The following is a 16,047-nucleotide window of genomic DNA, read 5'->3' on the forward strand; positions in this document are numbered from 1 at the left end:
CAGTTTTTGTGCCTTCTTGTCGTTACTCTCAAATCAAGACCTGCACAGACCATGTGTGCTGATGGGAGTTAGAAATGTTTGAGAGATTTACCGACCGCGCTCGCCGCGTCGTTGTCTTGGCGCAAGAAGAAGCCAAGATGCTCAACCACAACTACATCGGCACTGAGCACATCCTGCTCGGTCTGATCCACGAAGGTGAAGGCGTTGCCGCTAAGGCTCTCGAGTCGCTGAACATCTCTCTCGACGCTGTGCGCGAGCAGGTCCAGGACATCATTGGTCAGGGACAGCAGCAGCCCACCGGCCACATCCCCTTCACGCCTCGTGCGAAGAAGGTTCTTGAGCTGTCTCTCCGTGAGGCACTTCAGCTGGGCCACAACTACATTGGCACCGAGCACATCCTGCTGGGCCTCATCCGGGAGGGTGAAGGTGTTGCTGCTCAGGTTCTGGTCAAGCTCGGTGCTGACCTCAACCGTGTTCGTCAGCAGGTTATTCAGCTTCTCTCTGGCTTCCAGGGCAAGGAGCCTGTTGCTGCCGGCAATAAGGACGAAGCAGCTTCTGCTCAGGGTGGTTCTCAGGTGCTCGACCAGTTCGGTCGCAACCTGACTCAGGCAGCTCGCGAAGGAAAGCTTGACCCTGTTATTGGTCGCGAGAAGGAAATCGAGCGCGTGATGCAGATTCTCTCGCGCCGTTCCAAGAACAACCCTGTCCTCATTGGTGAACCCGGTGTGGGTAAGACCGCTGTTGTGGAAGGCCTCGCTCAGGCGATTGTCTCCGGCAACGTTCCTGAGACTCTCAAGGATAAGCAGCTCTACACCCTCGACCTCGGTTCGCTCATTGCTGGTTCTCGTTACCGCGGTGACTTCGAAGAACGCCTGAAGAAGGTCACCAAGGAGATCCGCACCCGCGGCGACATCATCACCTTCATCGACGAGATCCACTCGTTGGTGGGTGCCGGTGCTGCTGAAGGTGCTATCGACGCTGCCTCCATCCTCAAGCCACTGCTTGCTCGTGGTGAGCTCCAGACCATTGGTGCGACCACTCTGGATGAATACCGCAAGCACTTTGAGAAGGATGCGGCTCTCGAGCGTCGCTTCCAGCCCATTCAGGTTGCTGAGCCTTCCTTGCCTCACGCCATCAACATCCTGAAGGGTCTTCGTGACCGTTACGAAGCCCACCACAAGGTTCAGATCACCGATGGCGCGATCGTGGCTGCCGCAAACCTTGCTGACCGTTACATCTCTGACCGCTTCCTGCCAGATAAGGCCATTGACCTCATCGATGAAGCCGGTGCACGTCTGCGCCTCTCGATTCTTTCCAACCCACCCGAGTTGCGTGACCTGGACGACCAGATTGCTCTGACGCGCACCAAGAAGGAAACCGCGATCGAAGATCAAGACTTCGAGCGTGCTGCAGCTCTTCGCGATGAAGAGAAGCAACTCCAGGGTGAGCGCGTGCGCCGCGAGAAGGAATGGCGCAAGGGCGAAGCCGGCGGCCAGGGCATCGTGGACGAAGGCGTCATCGCCGAGGTCCTCGCACAAGCAACCGGTATTCCTGTCTTCAAGCTCACCGAAGAAGAGTCAGCTCGTCTGGTCTTCATGGAGAAGGCACTTCACCAGCGTGTGATTGGTCAGGAAAAGGCTATTGCCGCCCTGTCTAAGACCATTCGACGTACTCGTGCAGGTCTGAAGGACCCCAAGCGCCCCTCTGGATCGTTCATCTTTGCTGGTCCTACCGGTGTGGGAAAGACGGAGCTGGCCAAGGCTCTTGCTGAGTTCCTCTTCGACGATGAGAACGCCATGATCTCCCTCGACATGAGTGAATACGGCGAGAAGCACACCGTGTCACGTCTGTTCGGTGCTCCTCCCGGATTCGTTGGATTCGAAGAGGGCGGCCAGCTCACCGAGAAGGTGCGCCGCAAGCCATTTAGCGTTGTGCTCTTCGATGAAATCGAGAAGGCTCACCCCGACATCTTCAACTCACTCCTCCAGATTCTGGAAGAGGGTCGTTTGACTGACGGTCAGGGTCGCGTTGTTGACTTTAAGAACACCGTCATCATCATGACCACCAACCTCGGCACCAAGGAAATCTCGGGTGGTCCCGTGGGCTTCCAGCTCGAGGGTGACGCCGGCAACGACTACGACCGCATGCGCGGCAAGGTCAACGAAGAACTCAAGAAGCACTTCAAGCCAGAGTTCCTCAACCGTGTAGATGACATCATCGTGTTCCCTCAGCTGAGCAAGGACGAGCTGGTTCAGATTGTGGACCTGTTCTCCAAGCGTCTGAGCGACCGCATGATGGACCGCGACATGACCATCGAGCTCACTCGTTCTGCCAAGGACCGTCTGATCGAGGTCGGCTTCGACCCCGCACTCGGCGCTCGTCCGCTGCGTCGTGCGATGCAAGCAGAAGTAGAAGACAAGCTCTCCGAGAAGATCTTGGAAGGCCAGCTCGCAGCTGGAGATCACGTTCACGTGGACTTCATTGGCGGCGAGTTCGTCTTCACCACCACTTCTCGTGAAGCTGTTGGTGTGACTGCCGCTTCTCAGGCAAACGGTATTTCGGCTACGCCGGACATCGTCGCCGAAGGCGAGTAATTCTTCTCGAGACTATTCTTGAGGAATGACTGAAACCACCTATAACGTTCGTCGTGCGCGCACGGCAGATGTTCCGTGGATTCTTGAGGTAACCAAGCCTCTGGTTCAGTCGCGCGTGCTCTTGGGTAAAGATGCTGTGTCCATCTATGAAGCAGTGCAGGAATTCCGCATTGCAGAGGATGCTGATGGCAACCCCATTGGCTGTGGTGCTCTGCACGTGATGTGGCAGGACCTAGGTGAGATTCGTACCCTCGCAGTGGATGAAGCTTGGCTGGGTAAGGGTGTCGGTGCAGCGCTGATGGAACGCCTCGTTGCTGATGCAACTGAGCTGGGTCTGGGTCGCCTGTTCTGCTTGACCTTCGAGGTGGACTTCTTCACCCGTCACGGTTTTGTTGAAGTTTCTGACTCCATCATTGACCCTGAAACATACGCTCAGCTTGTGCTCTCGCACGATGAGGGTGTTGCCGAATTCCTGGATCTTGCCCGTGTAAAACCCAACACTCTGGGAAATACAAGGATGTTGCGCCAGCTCTAGGTAACTTAGGCACATGAGCACTCCAGCACCTGGACAACCACGTCGAGTTTCTCCTGCTGTGTATCGCCGCCGCAGGCTTGTTGCACTGCTGGCTTTGATTGCCGTGGTGACCGCCGTCGTGCTCATTATTGTGCGTCCCGGCCAGGCCACACCTACGCCAACCGAGACTGCTGTTGCCAAACCAACCGTGGCACCGGTGGCCACTGAGTCTGCCACCCCCACACCCACTCCCACCGTGGATGTCTCTTCTTATAAAGAATGTTCAACAAAGAACCTCGAAGTTCTTCCTGTTCTGGACTCGGTCGACTACCAGGCTGGTGTTCTTCCCAACCTGTCTCTGACTATTCAGAACACCGGCAAGACCGCTTGCTACTACAACGTGGGAACCTCTGCTCAGGAACTCACGGTTACTTCGGGTGCTGAAACCTACTGGGTCTCCACTGACTGCCAGAGCGAAAAGTCTGACACCGTTGCCATCCTCGAACCTGGTGTGGTTTACCCCTCGGCACCCATCGTGTGGGAACGCCAGCGCAGCTCACCTGACACCTGTGGTGGAGAGCGTGAAGTCGTTCCTGCGGGCGGTGCTTCCTACTACCTCACCACTAAGGTCGGCGGCGTGAGCTCAAAGAGCTCAGCACAGTTCCTGCTCTACTAGGGTTTATTTTTCCCAACTGACGGGCGTATGCTCGAGCTCGTGACAAGTCCTTGGCTTGCCGACCCCGATGTTGTGGCTCCCGGCACTGTTCGCGCAGTCGTGCGCGACTCGTGGTCGCGCGCGGAACAAAGCCAACTTGATCCAGACCGGATGCTCTCGCCTCTGCTGTTTGAGAGTTCCGAACTCAATGAGTATCGCCAGGCACACCCGCTGGCCCAGATGATGCCGGTTATTCGCAAGCTTCTTGTCCGCGATGCGGACAATGACTCCGGCATGCTCGTTGCTGTCGGAGATGCCATGGGCAGACTGCTTTGGGTCGAAGGCGATCAGGGACTGAAGTCCAAGGCAGAGTCGATGATGTTTGTCGAAGGCTCGGACTGGAGTGAATCCGTTGCCGGCACATCGGCACCGGGAACAGCACTGGCACTGGATCACGCCATTCAGATTCGTCGCGACGAACACTTCAACCGCCTGGTTCATGCCTGGAGTTGCACCGCGGTCCCCGTGCACGACCCAGAAACTAAAGCCATCATCGGTGTCATCGACATCACTGGTGGCGACCAGGCTGTGGACCGTCACACCATGCCTTTGGTGGAGGCAACTGCGCACGCAGTTGAAACCGAACTCATGGTGTCCAGGCTGCGTAATCGGGATTCGAAGCCATCTACTTCGTCAAAATTTGTCCTGTTTAACAACTTGCCTTCTTCAGCCAAGAACAAGGCAGCTCGTGCCACGATGCATATCCTGGGCAGAGACACCGCACTGGTCACCATCGAGGATCGCTCCATTGAACTGACTCAGCGTCACGCCGAGATCATGACGCTACTGGCCTGGAACCGATCAGGACTTTCTGCCGAACGCTTGTCAGAACTGCTCTGGGGAGATTCGTCTTTCACCTCACGCCTGCGGGCGGAGATGGTGCGCTTGCGGAAGCTCTTGGATAAGTTCCACCCCGGAATTGCTCCTGAGTCCAAGCCCTACCGCCTCCCCGAGCAGGTGGAGATTGATGCCCAACAGGTTGTGGCTCTGCTCGATCGAGGAGCCCACCGGGCAGCGCTGTCCGCGTTCCGCGGGGCGCTGCTACCGGATTCTGTTTCTCCCGGCATCGAAGAGATCCGTGAAGAAGTTCGACTGCACTTGCGTGAGTCCCTCTTGAATGATGCGTCGGTCGAAGTGCTCATGGACTACGCCAACACTGAGCAGGGCTTGGATGATCTTGATGTGTGGCACCAGGTGCTCAAGATGTTGCCTGCTAAATCTCCTAAGAGGTCACACGTAGTTGCCCACGTGGAGAACCTCGTCTTCGTTCAGGGTTCCTAACCTCTTCTTCGCAACTTTCTGCAACCTTCGCCGTCGTAACGTGTGAACTGCCATATCCGGCACACACGACAAAGACGTCGAAAGGTACAAAAGAAATGACTGTCTATGCAAACCCCGGCACACCCGGTGCCGTCATGTCCTACAAGGGTAGGTACGACAACTACATCGGCGGCAAGTATGTCGCTCCTTCCTCAGGTGAGTATTTCGAAAACATCACCCCCGTCACCGGACAGGTCTTCTGTGAGGTAGCTCGCGGTAACGCGAAGGATGTCGACATGGCTGTGGCAGCCGGTTGGAAAGCCTTCGAGAGCTGGGGCAAGACCAGCGTGACCGAACGCGCCATCATCTTGAACAAAATCGCTGACCGCATGGAAGCAAACCTCGAGCTTCTCGCAGTTGCTGAGACCTGGGACAACGGTAAGGCTGTTCGCGAGACCATGGCCGCAGATATTCCTCTGGCCATTGACCACTTCCGTTACTTCGCTGGTGCTATCCGCGCCCAAGAAGGATCCATCGGTGAGCTCGACCACAACACAGTGGCCTACCACTTCCACGAGCCACTCGGTGTGGTCGGTCAGATCATCCCCTGGAACTTCCCCATCTTGATGGCTGTCTGGAAGCTCGCTCCCGCACTCGCTGCCGGTAACTGCATCGTGCTCAAGCCAGCTGAACAGACTCCAGCATCTATTCACGTTCTGATGGAACTCATCGAAGACCTGATCCCTGCCGGTGTTCTTAACATCGTCAACGGTTTCGGTATTGAAGCCGGTGCGCCACTTGCCTCCCACAACAACATTCGCAAGATTGCGTTCACGGGTGAAACCACCACCGGTCGCCTCATCATGCAGTACGCAAGTGAGAACCTCATCCCTGTCACCCTCGAACTCGGTGGCAAGAGCCCCAACATCTTCTTCGAAGACGTTGCTTCCTCCAAGGACGCTTACTACGAGAAGGCTCAGGAAGGTTTCACCATGTTCGCCCTGAACCAGGGTGAAGTCTGCACCTGTCCTTCACGTGCACTGGTTGCCAAGCCCATCTATGACGGCTTCATGTCGGACGGTATTGCTCGCGTGGGCAAGATCATCCAGGGCAACCCTCTCGACACCAACACCATGATGGGTGCTCAGGCTTCCAACGATCAGCTGGAGAAGATCCTCAGCTACATCGACATCGGAAAGCAAGAAGGCGCCAAGCTCCTCTGTGGTGGTGAGCGTGCTGACCTTGGTGGAGATCTCTCCGGTGGTTACTACGTCCAGCCAACCGTCTTCGAGGGCAAGAACTCGATGCGTATCTTCCAGGAAGAAATCTTCGGCCCTGTGCTGTCGGTTACCTCCTTCAAGGACTACGACGAGGCCATCTCGATCGCGAACGACACCCTCTACGGTCTCGGTGCAGGTGTGTGGAGCCGCGAGGCAGACACCTCCTACCGCGCAGGTCGTGCCATCCAGGCCGGTCGCGTATGGACGAACACCTACCACCAGTACCCCGCTCACGCCGCCTTCGGTGGTTACAAGCAGTCTGGTATTGGTCGTGAGAACCACAAGATGATGCTCGATCACTACCAGCAGACCAAGAACCTCCTGGTCTCCTACGCAGAAGGCCCCATGGGCTTCTTCTAAATCGGCACTATCTGAAACAGGAAATACACAGGAGAATCAAGAGTATGGACTACACCCGAGTTGAATGCACGCCTGAAGCTGAAGAGCTCATGCGCAAGATGACACTCAAGCACGGTCCACTCATGTTTCACCAGTCGGGGGGCTGCTGTGATGGCAGCTCCCCGATGTGTTACCCCGTAGGGATGTTCAAGACTGGGGGGTCTGACGTCCTGCTCGAAACTCTTCACGTGGAGGGAATCCCCTCCATCGAGTTCTATATGTCCGCCTCACAGTATGAGTACTGGAAGTTCACTCACCTCACCGTTGATGTGGTGAAGGGTCGAGGCAGCGGTTTCTCCGTTGAATCCCCTGAGGGTGTGCGCTTCATGATTCGCTCACGCATGCTCGACGATGCCGAGATTGAGCACTTCGGTTTGCTCAAGAAGGAAGCTGTATAAATAGCTAACTCTCCTGGAGAGTTAGCTTAATAACCTCTTCAAGCGGCTTGAGGTTGCCTTCGTTCCGGGCTATGTGGCAGGCGGAATGAAGAGTTGTCGAATCAATAAGTGACCAGTTCATTCGCAGCCCGATTTTCTCAATTAGCTGCTGAAAAAACTCTCGCTGACTCCTTCCATTACCCTCCCTAAAGGGATGAGCGAAATTGATGTAGTCATACAAATAAGCAATTTCAAAAGGAAGTTCTGTCCTCGGAATGTTCGCGAGGAAGGCGCTTACATAAATCCGTTGGTGCACATGCTCCATCGGCAAGGAGATGCTTTGTGGCGGGGCAAATGAATCCCCACCATCACGTGCGAGTCCAACTGTCCTTAATTCACCAGCCCAGTCATAGACATCTTGAAACAGGTAATGATGTATTGATTGGAGGTGTGGAAGATCGAAGGTTTTGGCAATGATTTTCGGGTTTGCCCTGAGCTCAGCGACCCGGAGTTCGAGAAGATCATTTTCTGCTTCGCGGAGGTCAGATAAATCTCTGATGTTTAGCTTGTTGCGTAGGACCGCCGAATCTGGAGACAGAAGGTAGCCGTTCCAGCGCTCTTCATCGCTACTACTAGACCAAGGTTGAATGTTCCTCAGGCCAATCCATAACGGCTACGAACTCGTTCACTGAGTTGTGTCAGGCTGATTTCACCACGAACGTAAGCATCTTGGTCACCACGTGTAGCGACAGTGCTCTGCGAACCTTCTAATTCAGAGCTGATCCGCGCATCAGAAATAGCTCGTTCTCGAAGAAAAAGTTCATCATCGCGTTTGTTTTTCATGCTCAACTCCTGACCTATTTCATTTTATCGCTTGGAACGCGTGATTGATTCGATTCCTGCACTAGAACGCAGCGTCAATCTCGCGTTCACGCGCATCTTTGGCAGTGTCGAACGCTGCCTTCAACGCCGAGCGCAGTGTTCCCACCTTGTCATCAATACGGGTGGTGAAGCCCAAACGAGTTGCTTCAGCATCACGCTGCTTGCCGCCGTTCACTGGCCGGATCTCCCCAGCCAATGAGATCTCGCCGAAGGCGGCAACGGTGTGGGCAATGGGTTTGTCATGGAACGCACTGGCCACCGCAATGGCAATACCTAAGTCAGCGCCAGGTTCGTTCAAGCGGACTCCACCCACGGTGGAGACGTAGACGTCCTTGTCACTGAGCTTGAGTCCAGCACGGCGCTCCAGCACAGCAAGTAGCATGGCCACACGTGAGCTATCAACGCCGTTGGTTACGCGGCGGGGGTTGGGTGCACTGGTGGGAACAACGAGTGCTTGAATCTCAACCGGAAGCGGACGGCGACCCTCCAGGGCAACGGTTGCACATGTTCCCGAAACTGCAACAGCAGAACGGCTCAAGAACAACCCACTGGGATCGGGCACCTCAGCGATGCCATCCCCGGTCATCTCGAAACAGCCGACTTCATCGGTGGGGCCGAAGCGGTTCTTCAGTGCGCGGACAAACCGCAGCGCGGTTTGACGGTCACCTTCGAACTGGCAAACAACGTCCACCAGGTGTTCGAGCAAACGAGGACCGGCAATGCTGCCGTCCTTGGTGACGTGACCAACCAGAAGAATCGGCAGGTTGCGTTCCTTCGCAACACGAATGAGAACGCTGGCCACTTCGCGAACCTGGCTGGGACCACCAGCGAGGCCTTCGACTGCTGAGCTGGCGACTGTCTGGACAGAGTCCACAATCAGAAGTGCAGGGGAGACAGCATCGATCTGACCAATGATGGTGGAGAGATCGGTCTCAGCTGCGAGGTAAAGATTGTCGGTCAGTGCGCCCGTGCGAGACGCACGCAAGCGCACCTGACTGACGGATTCTTCCGCGCTGACATAGAGAACTTTGGCGCCAGTCTTCGCTGCGCGTGAAGCAACCTCGAGAAGGAGCGTGGACTTTCCCACACCCGGTTCACCGGAAAGCAGGATGGCAGCCCCCGGAACAATGCCACCGCCAAGGACACGATCAAACTCATTGATGCCACTGGCCCAGTGCTTGAGTTCTCCGTCGGCAGGGACTTCTGTGATGGGGCGTGCAGCATTCGCTTCACTCACAACAACAGGCTTCATCTTGACCTGGATGCCCGTCTTGGTGGCTTCCTCAACGACGGTTCCCCAGGCTTGGCATTCGCCACAACGCCCCACCCATTTGACGGTGTTCCAACCGCATTCGGTGCAGGTGTATCCAGGAGAAGCTTTGGCCATGCGGACAGCCTAGCTTTCACCGCCGACAGTGGATTGGTGGCTGGCGCGAGCTGTGCGTAAACTCTTAGCTATTGGTTCCGTGTCCGAGCGGCCGAAGGTGCAACTCTCGAAAAGTTGTGTGCGTGAAAGCGCACCGTGGGTTCAAATCCCACCGGGACCGCCACGTGAATGACCTCCATATGGGGGTCATTCTGGGTTAAGCCCGAGGATTTTGTCCTGGTGAAACCAAACCAGATTCATAGGCTTCGATGACGAGTTGTGATCGATCGTGAACTTCACACTTTGTCATCAAACGATTGATATGGGTTTTGACGGTCAGGGGTGAAATAAACAGCCGTTCAGCAATTGCATGGTTATTCAATCCAAGACCGACCAGGGTGAGAATTTCAGTTTCACGGTCGGTCAACACAGGGTGTCTCAACGAAAACTCTGCCGTAGATTTCTCGAAAGACTCCGCAGTCATGAAGCGCTCAATAATTTTCCTCGTGGCCAGGGGGGACAACAAAGAGTCGCCGGTGTGGACGGATCTAATCGATTGGGTGAGCTGACGGCCGTCCGTTCCTTTCCCTAAGAAGCCACTCGCCCCGGCTCTGAGTGCCTCAAAAATGTATTCTTCTTCCTCAAACGTGGTCAAAATGAGCACTTTGGTTGCGGCACATGTCTGGTCGTTGACTATTTCTCGCGTAGCCCAAATCCCGTCTCCATGAGGCATCCGGATGTCCATCAGGACGAGATCCGGATGATGCTGTTGACACAGCGCAAGCGCTTCTTCGCCCGATGCCGCTTCGGCAATAACGTGCATATCCGCTTCCAAATCAATCAGCGCTTTCACAGCACTGCGAATGAGGGGCTGATCGTCAGCAATGAGAACGTTAATCACAGCTGTTGCTCTCGACTCAAAGGAATGCGGACCATAAGTTGAAAACCGGAGTTGTCATCAGTAGAAATCTCCATCGTTCCGCCCACAGCCGCCAGTCGTTCCCGCATTCCCATCAGACCAAAACCCTGCTTGTTTGTTGTGGGCTGAGCTGAATCTATTGGGTTAAGGATGGTGATGTGAATGGAATCCTCGCGGCGGGTAACGTCCACACGGGACGTCGCGTCTGCTGAGTATTTCGAGGCGTTGGTCAGACCTTCCTGAATGACTCGGTAGGCAACGGAATCACTAAAGGCCGGTAAATTTTCCAAATTTCCTTGCGCATTTACCGTGACACTGTGGCCACTCCGGCGAAAACGAGTTAGCAGGTCTGACATGTTCTTGAGGGAAGGACTCGGCGCCAACTCAGTATTTTCACGCAACACTTTCATCATGTCTGAAATCTCACTCAGGGCTTCGTGTGCAGAGGTTCGCACCACGTCCAGAGATTCCCGAGCTATTTCAGGGTGGTCGATCAGTGCTCTGTCTGCCAAATCTGCGTGTAGACCGATAGCGGCAATGTGGTGACCAACAACGTCATGAAGGTCGCGAGCGATGCGGAGGCGTTCTTCAGCAACGCGTTGCCGTGCTTCGGCTTCTCTGTTTTCTTCAGCGGCCCGTGCACGTGCCTCAGTCGAAATCAGCAGCTCACGGCGTGAGCGAGAGTAGGAGCCAGCGGCTGTTGCAAAGGCAGGTATGGCAAGCAATGCAATCCACGCTGGGTCAAAGAACTGGAAATCGGTGGCGAAAATAAATGTTGCCATGAGGACCAGTGCAGAAAGGGCTGAGAGCAGCCAAGCCTGCCGGCGAGGGAGTCGAAGGGCGACCGAATAGACCGCAATGGCAAGTGGAAGTCCAATCACAGGACCGGATACTCCCAAGAACATGAGCACAAGCGTGAGCGTCACCGTCACGGCCAAGATCGTGACGGGGGCTTTTCTCCTCAAGAACAACGCCATACCAATAACAAATGCCGTTACCACAACGGGAATACTGACGTCCCAGTCCCCTTTGCCTTGAAAAGGAGTCGTCACAGCCCCGGTGATGAAAAACATCGCGGCAAAATCCCCCAAGATATGCCAACTAAAGCGGGGAGTGCGAGTGCTCATAGCGACAGTCTTGCGTAGGTGGCTGGGTGATTCATCCACCCAGGGATGTATCTGAACAATACTCCGAGAGGTGTACACAGGTTCATCCCTGGGGTTGATGTCAGCAATGTCTTGAGGGTGCAAGCTGTGGTTACGTCAACAAAATTTCAATGATTGGGAGCCCAAGGTTATGAAAAATCCGCTATTTTCCGTGCGAAATCTGCACAAAAGCTACGGAACGGGAGAAACCCGATTCGATGCGTTGAAGGGTGTGGATCTCGATATTTTCGAAGGTGATTCTCTCGCTATCGTCGGAAAGAGCGGTTCAGGGAAATCAACTTTGATGCATCTTCTCGCCTTGTTGGACCGGCCGTCTGAGGGTGAAATCCAACTGCAAGGAAAAGAAACCTCTACGTTGAAGGGCCGTCAACTCAACGCCATTCGAAACAGCACTTTCGGTTTTGTGTTTCAACAGTTTTTTCTCTCCCCCCGAGAATCTGTGCTGGAAAATGTTGTGTTGCCATTAAAAATTGCTGGAGTTTCATCTCGCGAACAAAAAGTTCGAGGGATGAACGTCCTGGAGCAACTGGAGCTTGCAGATAAAGCAAAAAATAAGGCCACTAATCTTTCGGGTGGTCAAAAGCAGCGCAGCGTCATCGCACGTGCACTTATTAATAACCCGAGCGTCATTTTTGCGGATGAGCCAACAGGCAACTTGGACTCTGCTACCGGAGCTAAGGTCGAGGACATCCTTTTCGATTTGAACAAGAGACAGGGGATCACTCTCGTCGTTGTTACCCATGATGAGGAGCTAGCTGCCCGGTGTAGTCGGCGAATTTATATTTCCGATGGGGAAATAGTTCGTACTGAGGAGGTTGCAGCATGAGATTCTCCAGTATCGCCGGACAAAGTGCCAAGAACGCCTTCCGCAGCAAGTCGCGAACTACGCTCACGGTTATCGCAATATTCATTGGTGCCTTCACGCTGACCATCACCAGTGGTATTGGGACAGGCATTAACCGCTACATCGACAGCACCATCGCCTCGATCGGGGCGGAAGATGTCTTAACCGTGACAAAGATTTCCACAACGGATGTTGAGGTCGCTGACGGCCCGCAAGAATATAGCCCGGATCAACTGCAGGCTGAGACGATGAGGCCTGGTCCTGGCCAAGGCTCCGTGACGGTTGAGTCTATGACACAGGCTGATTTTGACATCTTGCAATCCCTCGATCACGTGCTGATGGTTGAGCCTGTCAAGGCTGTGACAGTGAACTTTATCGAGGGACCCTCTGAGGTTCCTTACATTGTTCAGCTGGGCGCCTTCGTGGAGGGTATGCAGTTGACGCTGGCCGAAGGCGAGCAGCTCAACGATGCTTCGTCCACCTACGAGGTCGCTATAGCTGAGTCCTACCTTGATGCTTTGGGGTTCTCCAGTGCCGCAGAAGCGATTGGAAAATCGGTTGATTTTGGATTTGATGATGCTGAAGGAAATGCGCAGATCGTCAGTGCACAAGTTGTCGCGGTCACTAAGCCAGGTTTTGGCCCCGGAGCGGATAATGCTGTTCCGAACGCAGCTCTGAAAGATGCCTTGTTCGCTGCAGAATCTCCGTCGACGTTGTCTCCTGGTGAGCAAGAATTCTCGACTGCGACCCTGTGGTTCGATGTCGAGAATATGACTACTGAACAAATTGATGAACTCCAAGCTGAGATTGAAGCTGCAGGATACAACTCCACGTCAACAGCGGATCAGCTGGGCACGTTTACGGCTGTCATTGACGCCATCGTCATGGTTCTCAATGCTTTTGCCATCATCGCGTTGATTGCGGCGGGCTTTGGAATCGTCAACACACTCTTCATGTCTGTGCAGGAACGAACTCGCGAGATTGGCTTGATGAAAGCTATGGGCTTAGCCAGCGGTCGGGTCTTTTTGCTCTTCAGTATGGAAGCCGTAGTGATTGGTTTGCTCGGCAGCCTCATTGGCGTCGGTGTCGGTATGGGGATTGGTTCAGTGGTGAGCAATGTGCTCAGTCGCACTGTTTTTAGTGATCTTGCCGGTCTCCAGCTCGTGGCCTTCGATCTCACATCAGTTCTCACGGTCATCGTCATCGTGGTTTCTATCGCCTTTGTGGCGGGAGCATTCCCTGCCATCAAAGCTGCGAGAAAAGATCCCATCGAGTCGTTGAGATACGAATAACGAATCAAACGGGTAAAGCACTAGAAGATTCCCTTTGTGTCACGTGTAAATATGCGTGGCGCAGAGGGGATCTTTTTAGGCTATGAGGACGTATTGATGCGAAAAGCCTGGGGAAGACGTGTTCCAAATTGGAAGTACTAACCAGAGCACTTTAAGGGCCGTGGACACACCGTGGACACAATTCAACGTCGTCTCTCATTAATCAGAATCTTCTAAGCGCAACAAAAGCATTTGGCATAAAGCGAAATTCTCATACTTACCCAACAGTGGTTTGGGGTATGAAGAGAATTCAAATCCCACCGGGACCGCCATAGAGTACGCCCCTACATTCCTTATAAATCAAGGGAGTAGGGGCTAACTTTTTATTTCGACTTATTTTTGGATATCGTTTTGGACTCTGTTCGCGCAGAACGAGCCTCATCGAGGCCCACTGCAACTGCATCCAGTTCATCATCAAATAGATCAGCGTATGTGTCCAGAGCGATCTCTGCTGAGGCATGGCCAAGCATTCTTTGTACAGCTGGTGACACACATCCCGACCAAACTAGGCCGCTGTCACAGCAGAAAATCAGCTGAAAACCTCTGTCAATTTGCTGGGGTGTGCCACAGAAAAACGGTGATCAAAAAAGAAGCTCACATAATATTTTCCTCAGGATGCCATCTTTGGCTTAGGCCAATACTGCATAGAGGAATCATGAAAAAACTGCTGTCTGCGATTACATCGTTGCCATTCATGCTGCATAAATCAACGCCCAGTGATCCCAATTCTTCTCAGGCAATAAAGGCGCGAAAAAAGAAGTCGAATCGCGCAATAGTTGTCTTCTTGATTCCAGCGATGACCGCTGCCTCGTTATTGCTCACAGGCATTTCTCCTGCTCAAGCAGGTGTTGTGGCACCGCAAAGTTGGACTTCTTCCGGCCTGAATGAAGTTGCCCGCTACGTCGGAAAATTTCAAGTCTCTACTGACGGGTACCAGAATGGCCCATCAACAAACACAACTTTTACAGCAAACGGGACCCTTTCTATACTGAAACCATCCGGTGCTACAAATGTTGTTGCCGCATTCCTTTCATCAGGGAGCCCAATGCGAAATGGGCTTGGGGCACCAACACCGCCTACGACTAATCTGAACTCGCAAAATGTTGTTTATGGATACAGCTCTATAGTTACAAACCGATTCGCAAATTACCTGTCCGATGTCACGAGTATCGTCCAGTCGTACATGGATTCGAACCCTAGTGGGTCTGGAGCGAGTGCCCCATTTGCGGGAACTCGATTCGAAATTCCCGTTACGTATGACGCGAGCAGAATTTCAAGCGGGACCAATACTGGTGATCCAATTTATTCATCAGGAGTGACCCTCACCGTCATTTTTGAGAATCCAACCTTGGCGAATGAATCAACTTCCCTTGTCTTGTTTGGTCAAGCAGGTGCAAGCCAGACCTACCAGCAAACACAATTCACTTTTCCGGCCATTGCTTCTAATGCAATAGGGTCTTATCTCTCTTTGGCAATTGCGTGGAGCACTGGTTCTGGCTCCGAGGTTTCAGAAGTCCGTGTTTCGAATGAAAGCGTTCCCACCAACTTCACGCAAGTTTCATCAACTGCTGGTGGAACTAACGATTCGGCTGGAAACTCTGGGGGCTACCTCACCTTCGGAGGTGTAGGGGATAGCACTCTGAACACAGGCTCACCAGATGATGAGCTTTATAACCTAGACGCTCAACTGACAGCAGGCACCGAGAAAGTAACCTTGGAAACCAGAAACAATTCTGGTGACGACAATTTCTTTCAGGCAGTGCTGAGCCTTCCTTTTTCAGTCAACGCAGCAGCAGGAACTTATTCAGTGACATATGACGAGCAGGGTGGTTCGGCTGTGGCTGATGACTCATTCACAGCAGGTGGTTCTGTGACACTACCTTCCGCACCGACCCGCACTGGCTTTACTTTCAATGGGTGGTACACCGCGGCGTCAGGTGGCAACTTGGTGCAAGGCCCAAGCTACTCACCTGGAGTCACCGCACCTGTATCGCTGTTTGCGAGATGGCAACCACTTTCGTACACCGTCACATATAACACCCATGGCGGTTCAAGCGTTGCTAATGGTACCTACGCAACTGGTAACACGATCTCTCTTCCCGCAGCTCCAACTCGGTCGGGTTTCACATTCGCCGGATGGTTTACCTCTAGTACTGGTGGTTCTCCATTGGGCAGTACCTATAGCCCCTTAGGAACAGGAAATATCACGCTTCATGCACAATGGACCTCAAATACCAGCGTAGCTATCCAGCCTGCAGCGACAACTGTTGCCCTAGCTCGAACGGGTTCCCAGATGGCAGAACTGATTGGGGTCTTTGGGATAACCACGGTTGCAGGGTTGTTGCTGTTGGCTCAGTCAATTCGTCTTCGTCGCAGGGGAACACAGCTCTAACGAAACGG

General features: G+C 53.8%; 14 protein-coding genes and 1 tRNA gene. 10 read left to right on the forward strand and 5 right to left on the reverse strand.

What is annotated here, in order from left to right:
• Positions 1–74 precede the first annotated feature (74 nt).
• The 6 genes from AURMO_RS00680 to AURMO_RS00705 all read left to right on the forward strand — a co-directional run bounded on the left by AURMO_RS00680 (position 75) and on the right by AURMO_RS00705 (position 7,160).
• Complete coding sequence (locus tag AURMO_RS00680) at positions 75–2,594, forward strand: ATP-dependent Clp protease ATP-binding subunit (RefSeq protein ID WP_110232684.1); 2,520 nt, start codon at positions 75–77, stop codon at positions 2,592–2,594.
• 25 nt (positions 2,595–2,619) lie between these two features.
• Positions 2,620–3,129 (forward strand): amino-acid N-acetyltransferase, encoded by a 510-nt coding sequence (locus AURMO_RS00685; protein WP_110232685.1) that lies wholly within the window; start codon positions 2,620–2,622, stop codon positions 3,127–3,129.
• A gap of 13 nt (positions 3,130–3,142) precedes the next feature.
• The gene (locus AURMO_RS00690; protein ID WP_162532619.1) at positions 3,143–3,784 is read left to right on the forward strand and encodes a hypothetical protein; all 642 of its coding nucleotides are present in this window, start codon (positions 3,143–3,145) and stop codon (positions 3,782–3,784) included.
• Between the two features lie 39 nt (positions 3,785–3,823).
• Positions 3,824–5,104, forward strand: a complete 1,281-nt coding sequence (locus AURMO_RS00695) for a helix-turn-helix domain-containing protein (protein WP_110234818.1) — start codon at positions 3,824–3,826, stop codon at positions 5,102–5,104.
• A 95-nt stretch (positions 5,105–5,199) separates the two neighbouring features.
• Complete coding sequence (gene exaC / locus AURMO_RS00700; protein ID WP_110232687.1) at positions 5,200–6,723, forward strand: acetaldehyde dehydrogenase ExaC; 1,524 nt, start codon at positions 5,200–5,202, stop codon at positions 6,721–6,723.
• A 44-nt stretch (positions 6,724–6,767) separates the two neighbouring features.
• Positions 6,768–7,160, forward strand: a complete 393-nt coding sequence (locus AURMO_RS00705; protein ID WP_110232688.1) for a DUF779 domain-containing protein — start codon at positions 6,768–6,770, stop codon at positions 7,158–7,160.
• A 4-nt stretch (positions 7,161–7,164) separates the two neighbouring features.
• Here the strand turns inward: AURMO_RS00705 and AURMO_RS09075 are convergent, their stop codons facing one another.
• The 3 genes from AURMO_RS09075 to radA form a co-directional block, all read right to left on the reverse strand.
• Complete coding sequence (locus AURMO_RS09075) at positions 7,165–7,803, reverse strand: Fic/DOC family protein (RefSeq protein ID WP_204163642.1); 639 nt, start codon at positions 7,801–7,803, stop codon at positions 7,165–7,167.
• Positions 7,794–7,982, reverse strand: a complete 189-nt coding sequence (locus AURMO_RS00715; RefSeq protein WP_110232690.1) for an antitoxin VbhA family protein — start codon at positions 7,980–7,982, stop codon at positions 7,794–7,796. The genes AURMO_RS09075 and AURMO_RS00715 overlap by 10 nt, the downstream gene beginning before the upstream one ends.
• A gap of 61 nt (positions 7,983–8,043) precedes the next feature.
• Positions 8,044–9,408, reverse strand: a complete 1,365-nt coding sequence (radA, locus tag AURMO_RS00720) for a DNA repair protein RadA (RefSeq protein ID WP_110232691.1) — start codon at positions 9,406–9,408, stop codon at positions 8,044–8,046.
• 73 nt (positions 9,409–9,481) lie between these two features.
• Here radA and AURMO_RS00725 point away from each other — a divergent pair.
• Positions 9,482–9,571: transfer RNA gene (locus tag AURMO_RS00725), tRNA-Ser, on the forward strand.
• A gap of 33 nt (positions 9,572–9,604) precedes the next feature.
• Here AURMO_RS00725 and AURMO_RS00730 read toward each other — a convergent pair.
• Positions 9,605–10,288, reverse strand: a complete 684-nt coding sequence (locus AURMO_RS00730; RefSeq protein WP_110232692.1) for a response regulator transcription factor — start codon at positions 10,286–10,288, stop codon at positions 9,605–9,607.
• A complete protein-coding gene (locus tag AURMO_RS00735) occupies positions 10,285–11,433 on the reverse strand; it encodes a sensor histidine kinase (protein WP_110232693.1) in 1,149 nt (382 codons plus the stop codon). The genes AURMO_RS00730 and AURMO_RS00735 overlap by 4 nt, the downstream gene beginning before the upstream one ends.
• 169 nt (positions 11,434–11,602) lie before the next feature.
• On the opposite strand from AURMO_RS00735, the gene AURMO_RS00740 reads away from it, so the two are divergent.
• The 3 genes from AURMO_RS00740 (at position 11,603) to AURMO_RS08865 (ending at position 16,039) form a co-directional block, all read left to right on the forward strand.
• Positions 11,603–12,298 (forward strand): ABC transporter ATP-binding protein, encoded by a 696-nt coding sequence (locus tag AURMO_RS00740; protein ID WP_110232694.1) that lies wholly within the window; start codon positions 11,603–11,605, stop codon positions 12,296–12,298.
• On the forward strand, positions 12,295–13,608 hold the full coding sequence (locus tag AURMO_RS00745; protein ID WP_110232695.1) for an ABC transporter permease: 1,314 nt from the start codon (positions 12,295–12,297) through the stop codon (positions 13,606–13,608). The genes AURMO_RS00740 and AURMO_RS00745 overlap by 4 nt, the downstream gene beginning before the upstream one ends.
• 1,387 nt (positions 13,609–14,995) lie before the next feature.
• A complete protein-coding gene (locus AURMO_RS08865; protein WP_162532620.1) occupies positions 14,996–16,039 on the forward strand; it encodes an InlB B-repeat-containing protein in 1,044 nt (347 codons plus the stop codon).
• Positions 16,040–16,047: the final 8 nt, after the last annotated feature.

Origin of the sequence: Aurantimicrobium photophilum (assembly GCF_003194085.1) — a bacterium.
In the GTDB taxonomy this organism is placed as follows: Bacteria; Actinomycetota; Actinomycetes; order Actinomycetales; family Microbacteriaceae; genus Aurantimicrobium; species Aurantimicrobium photophilum.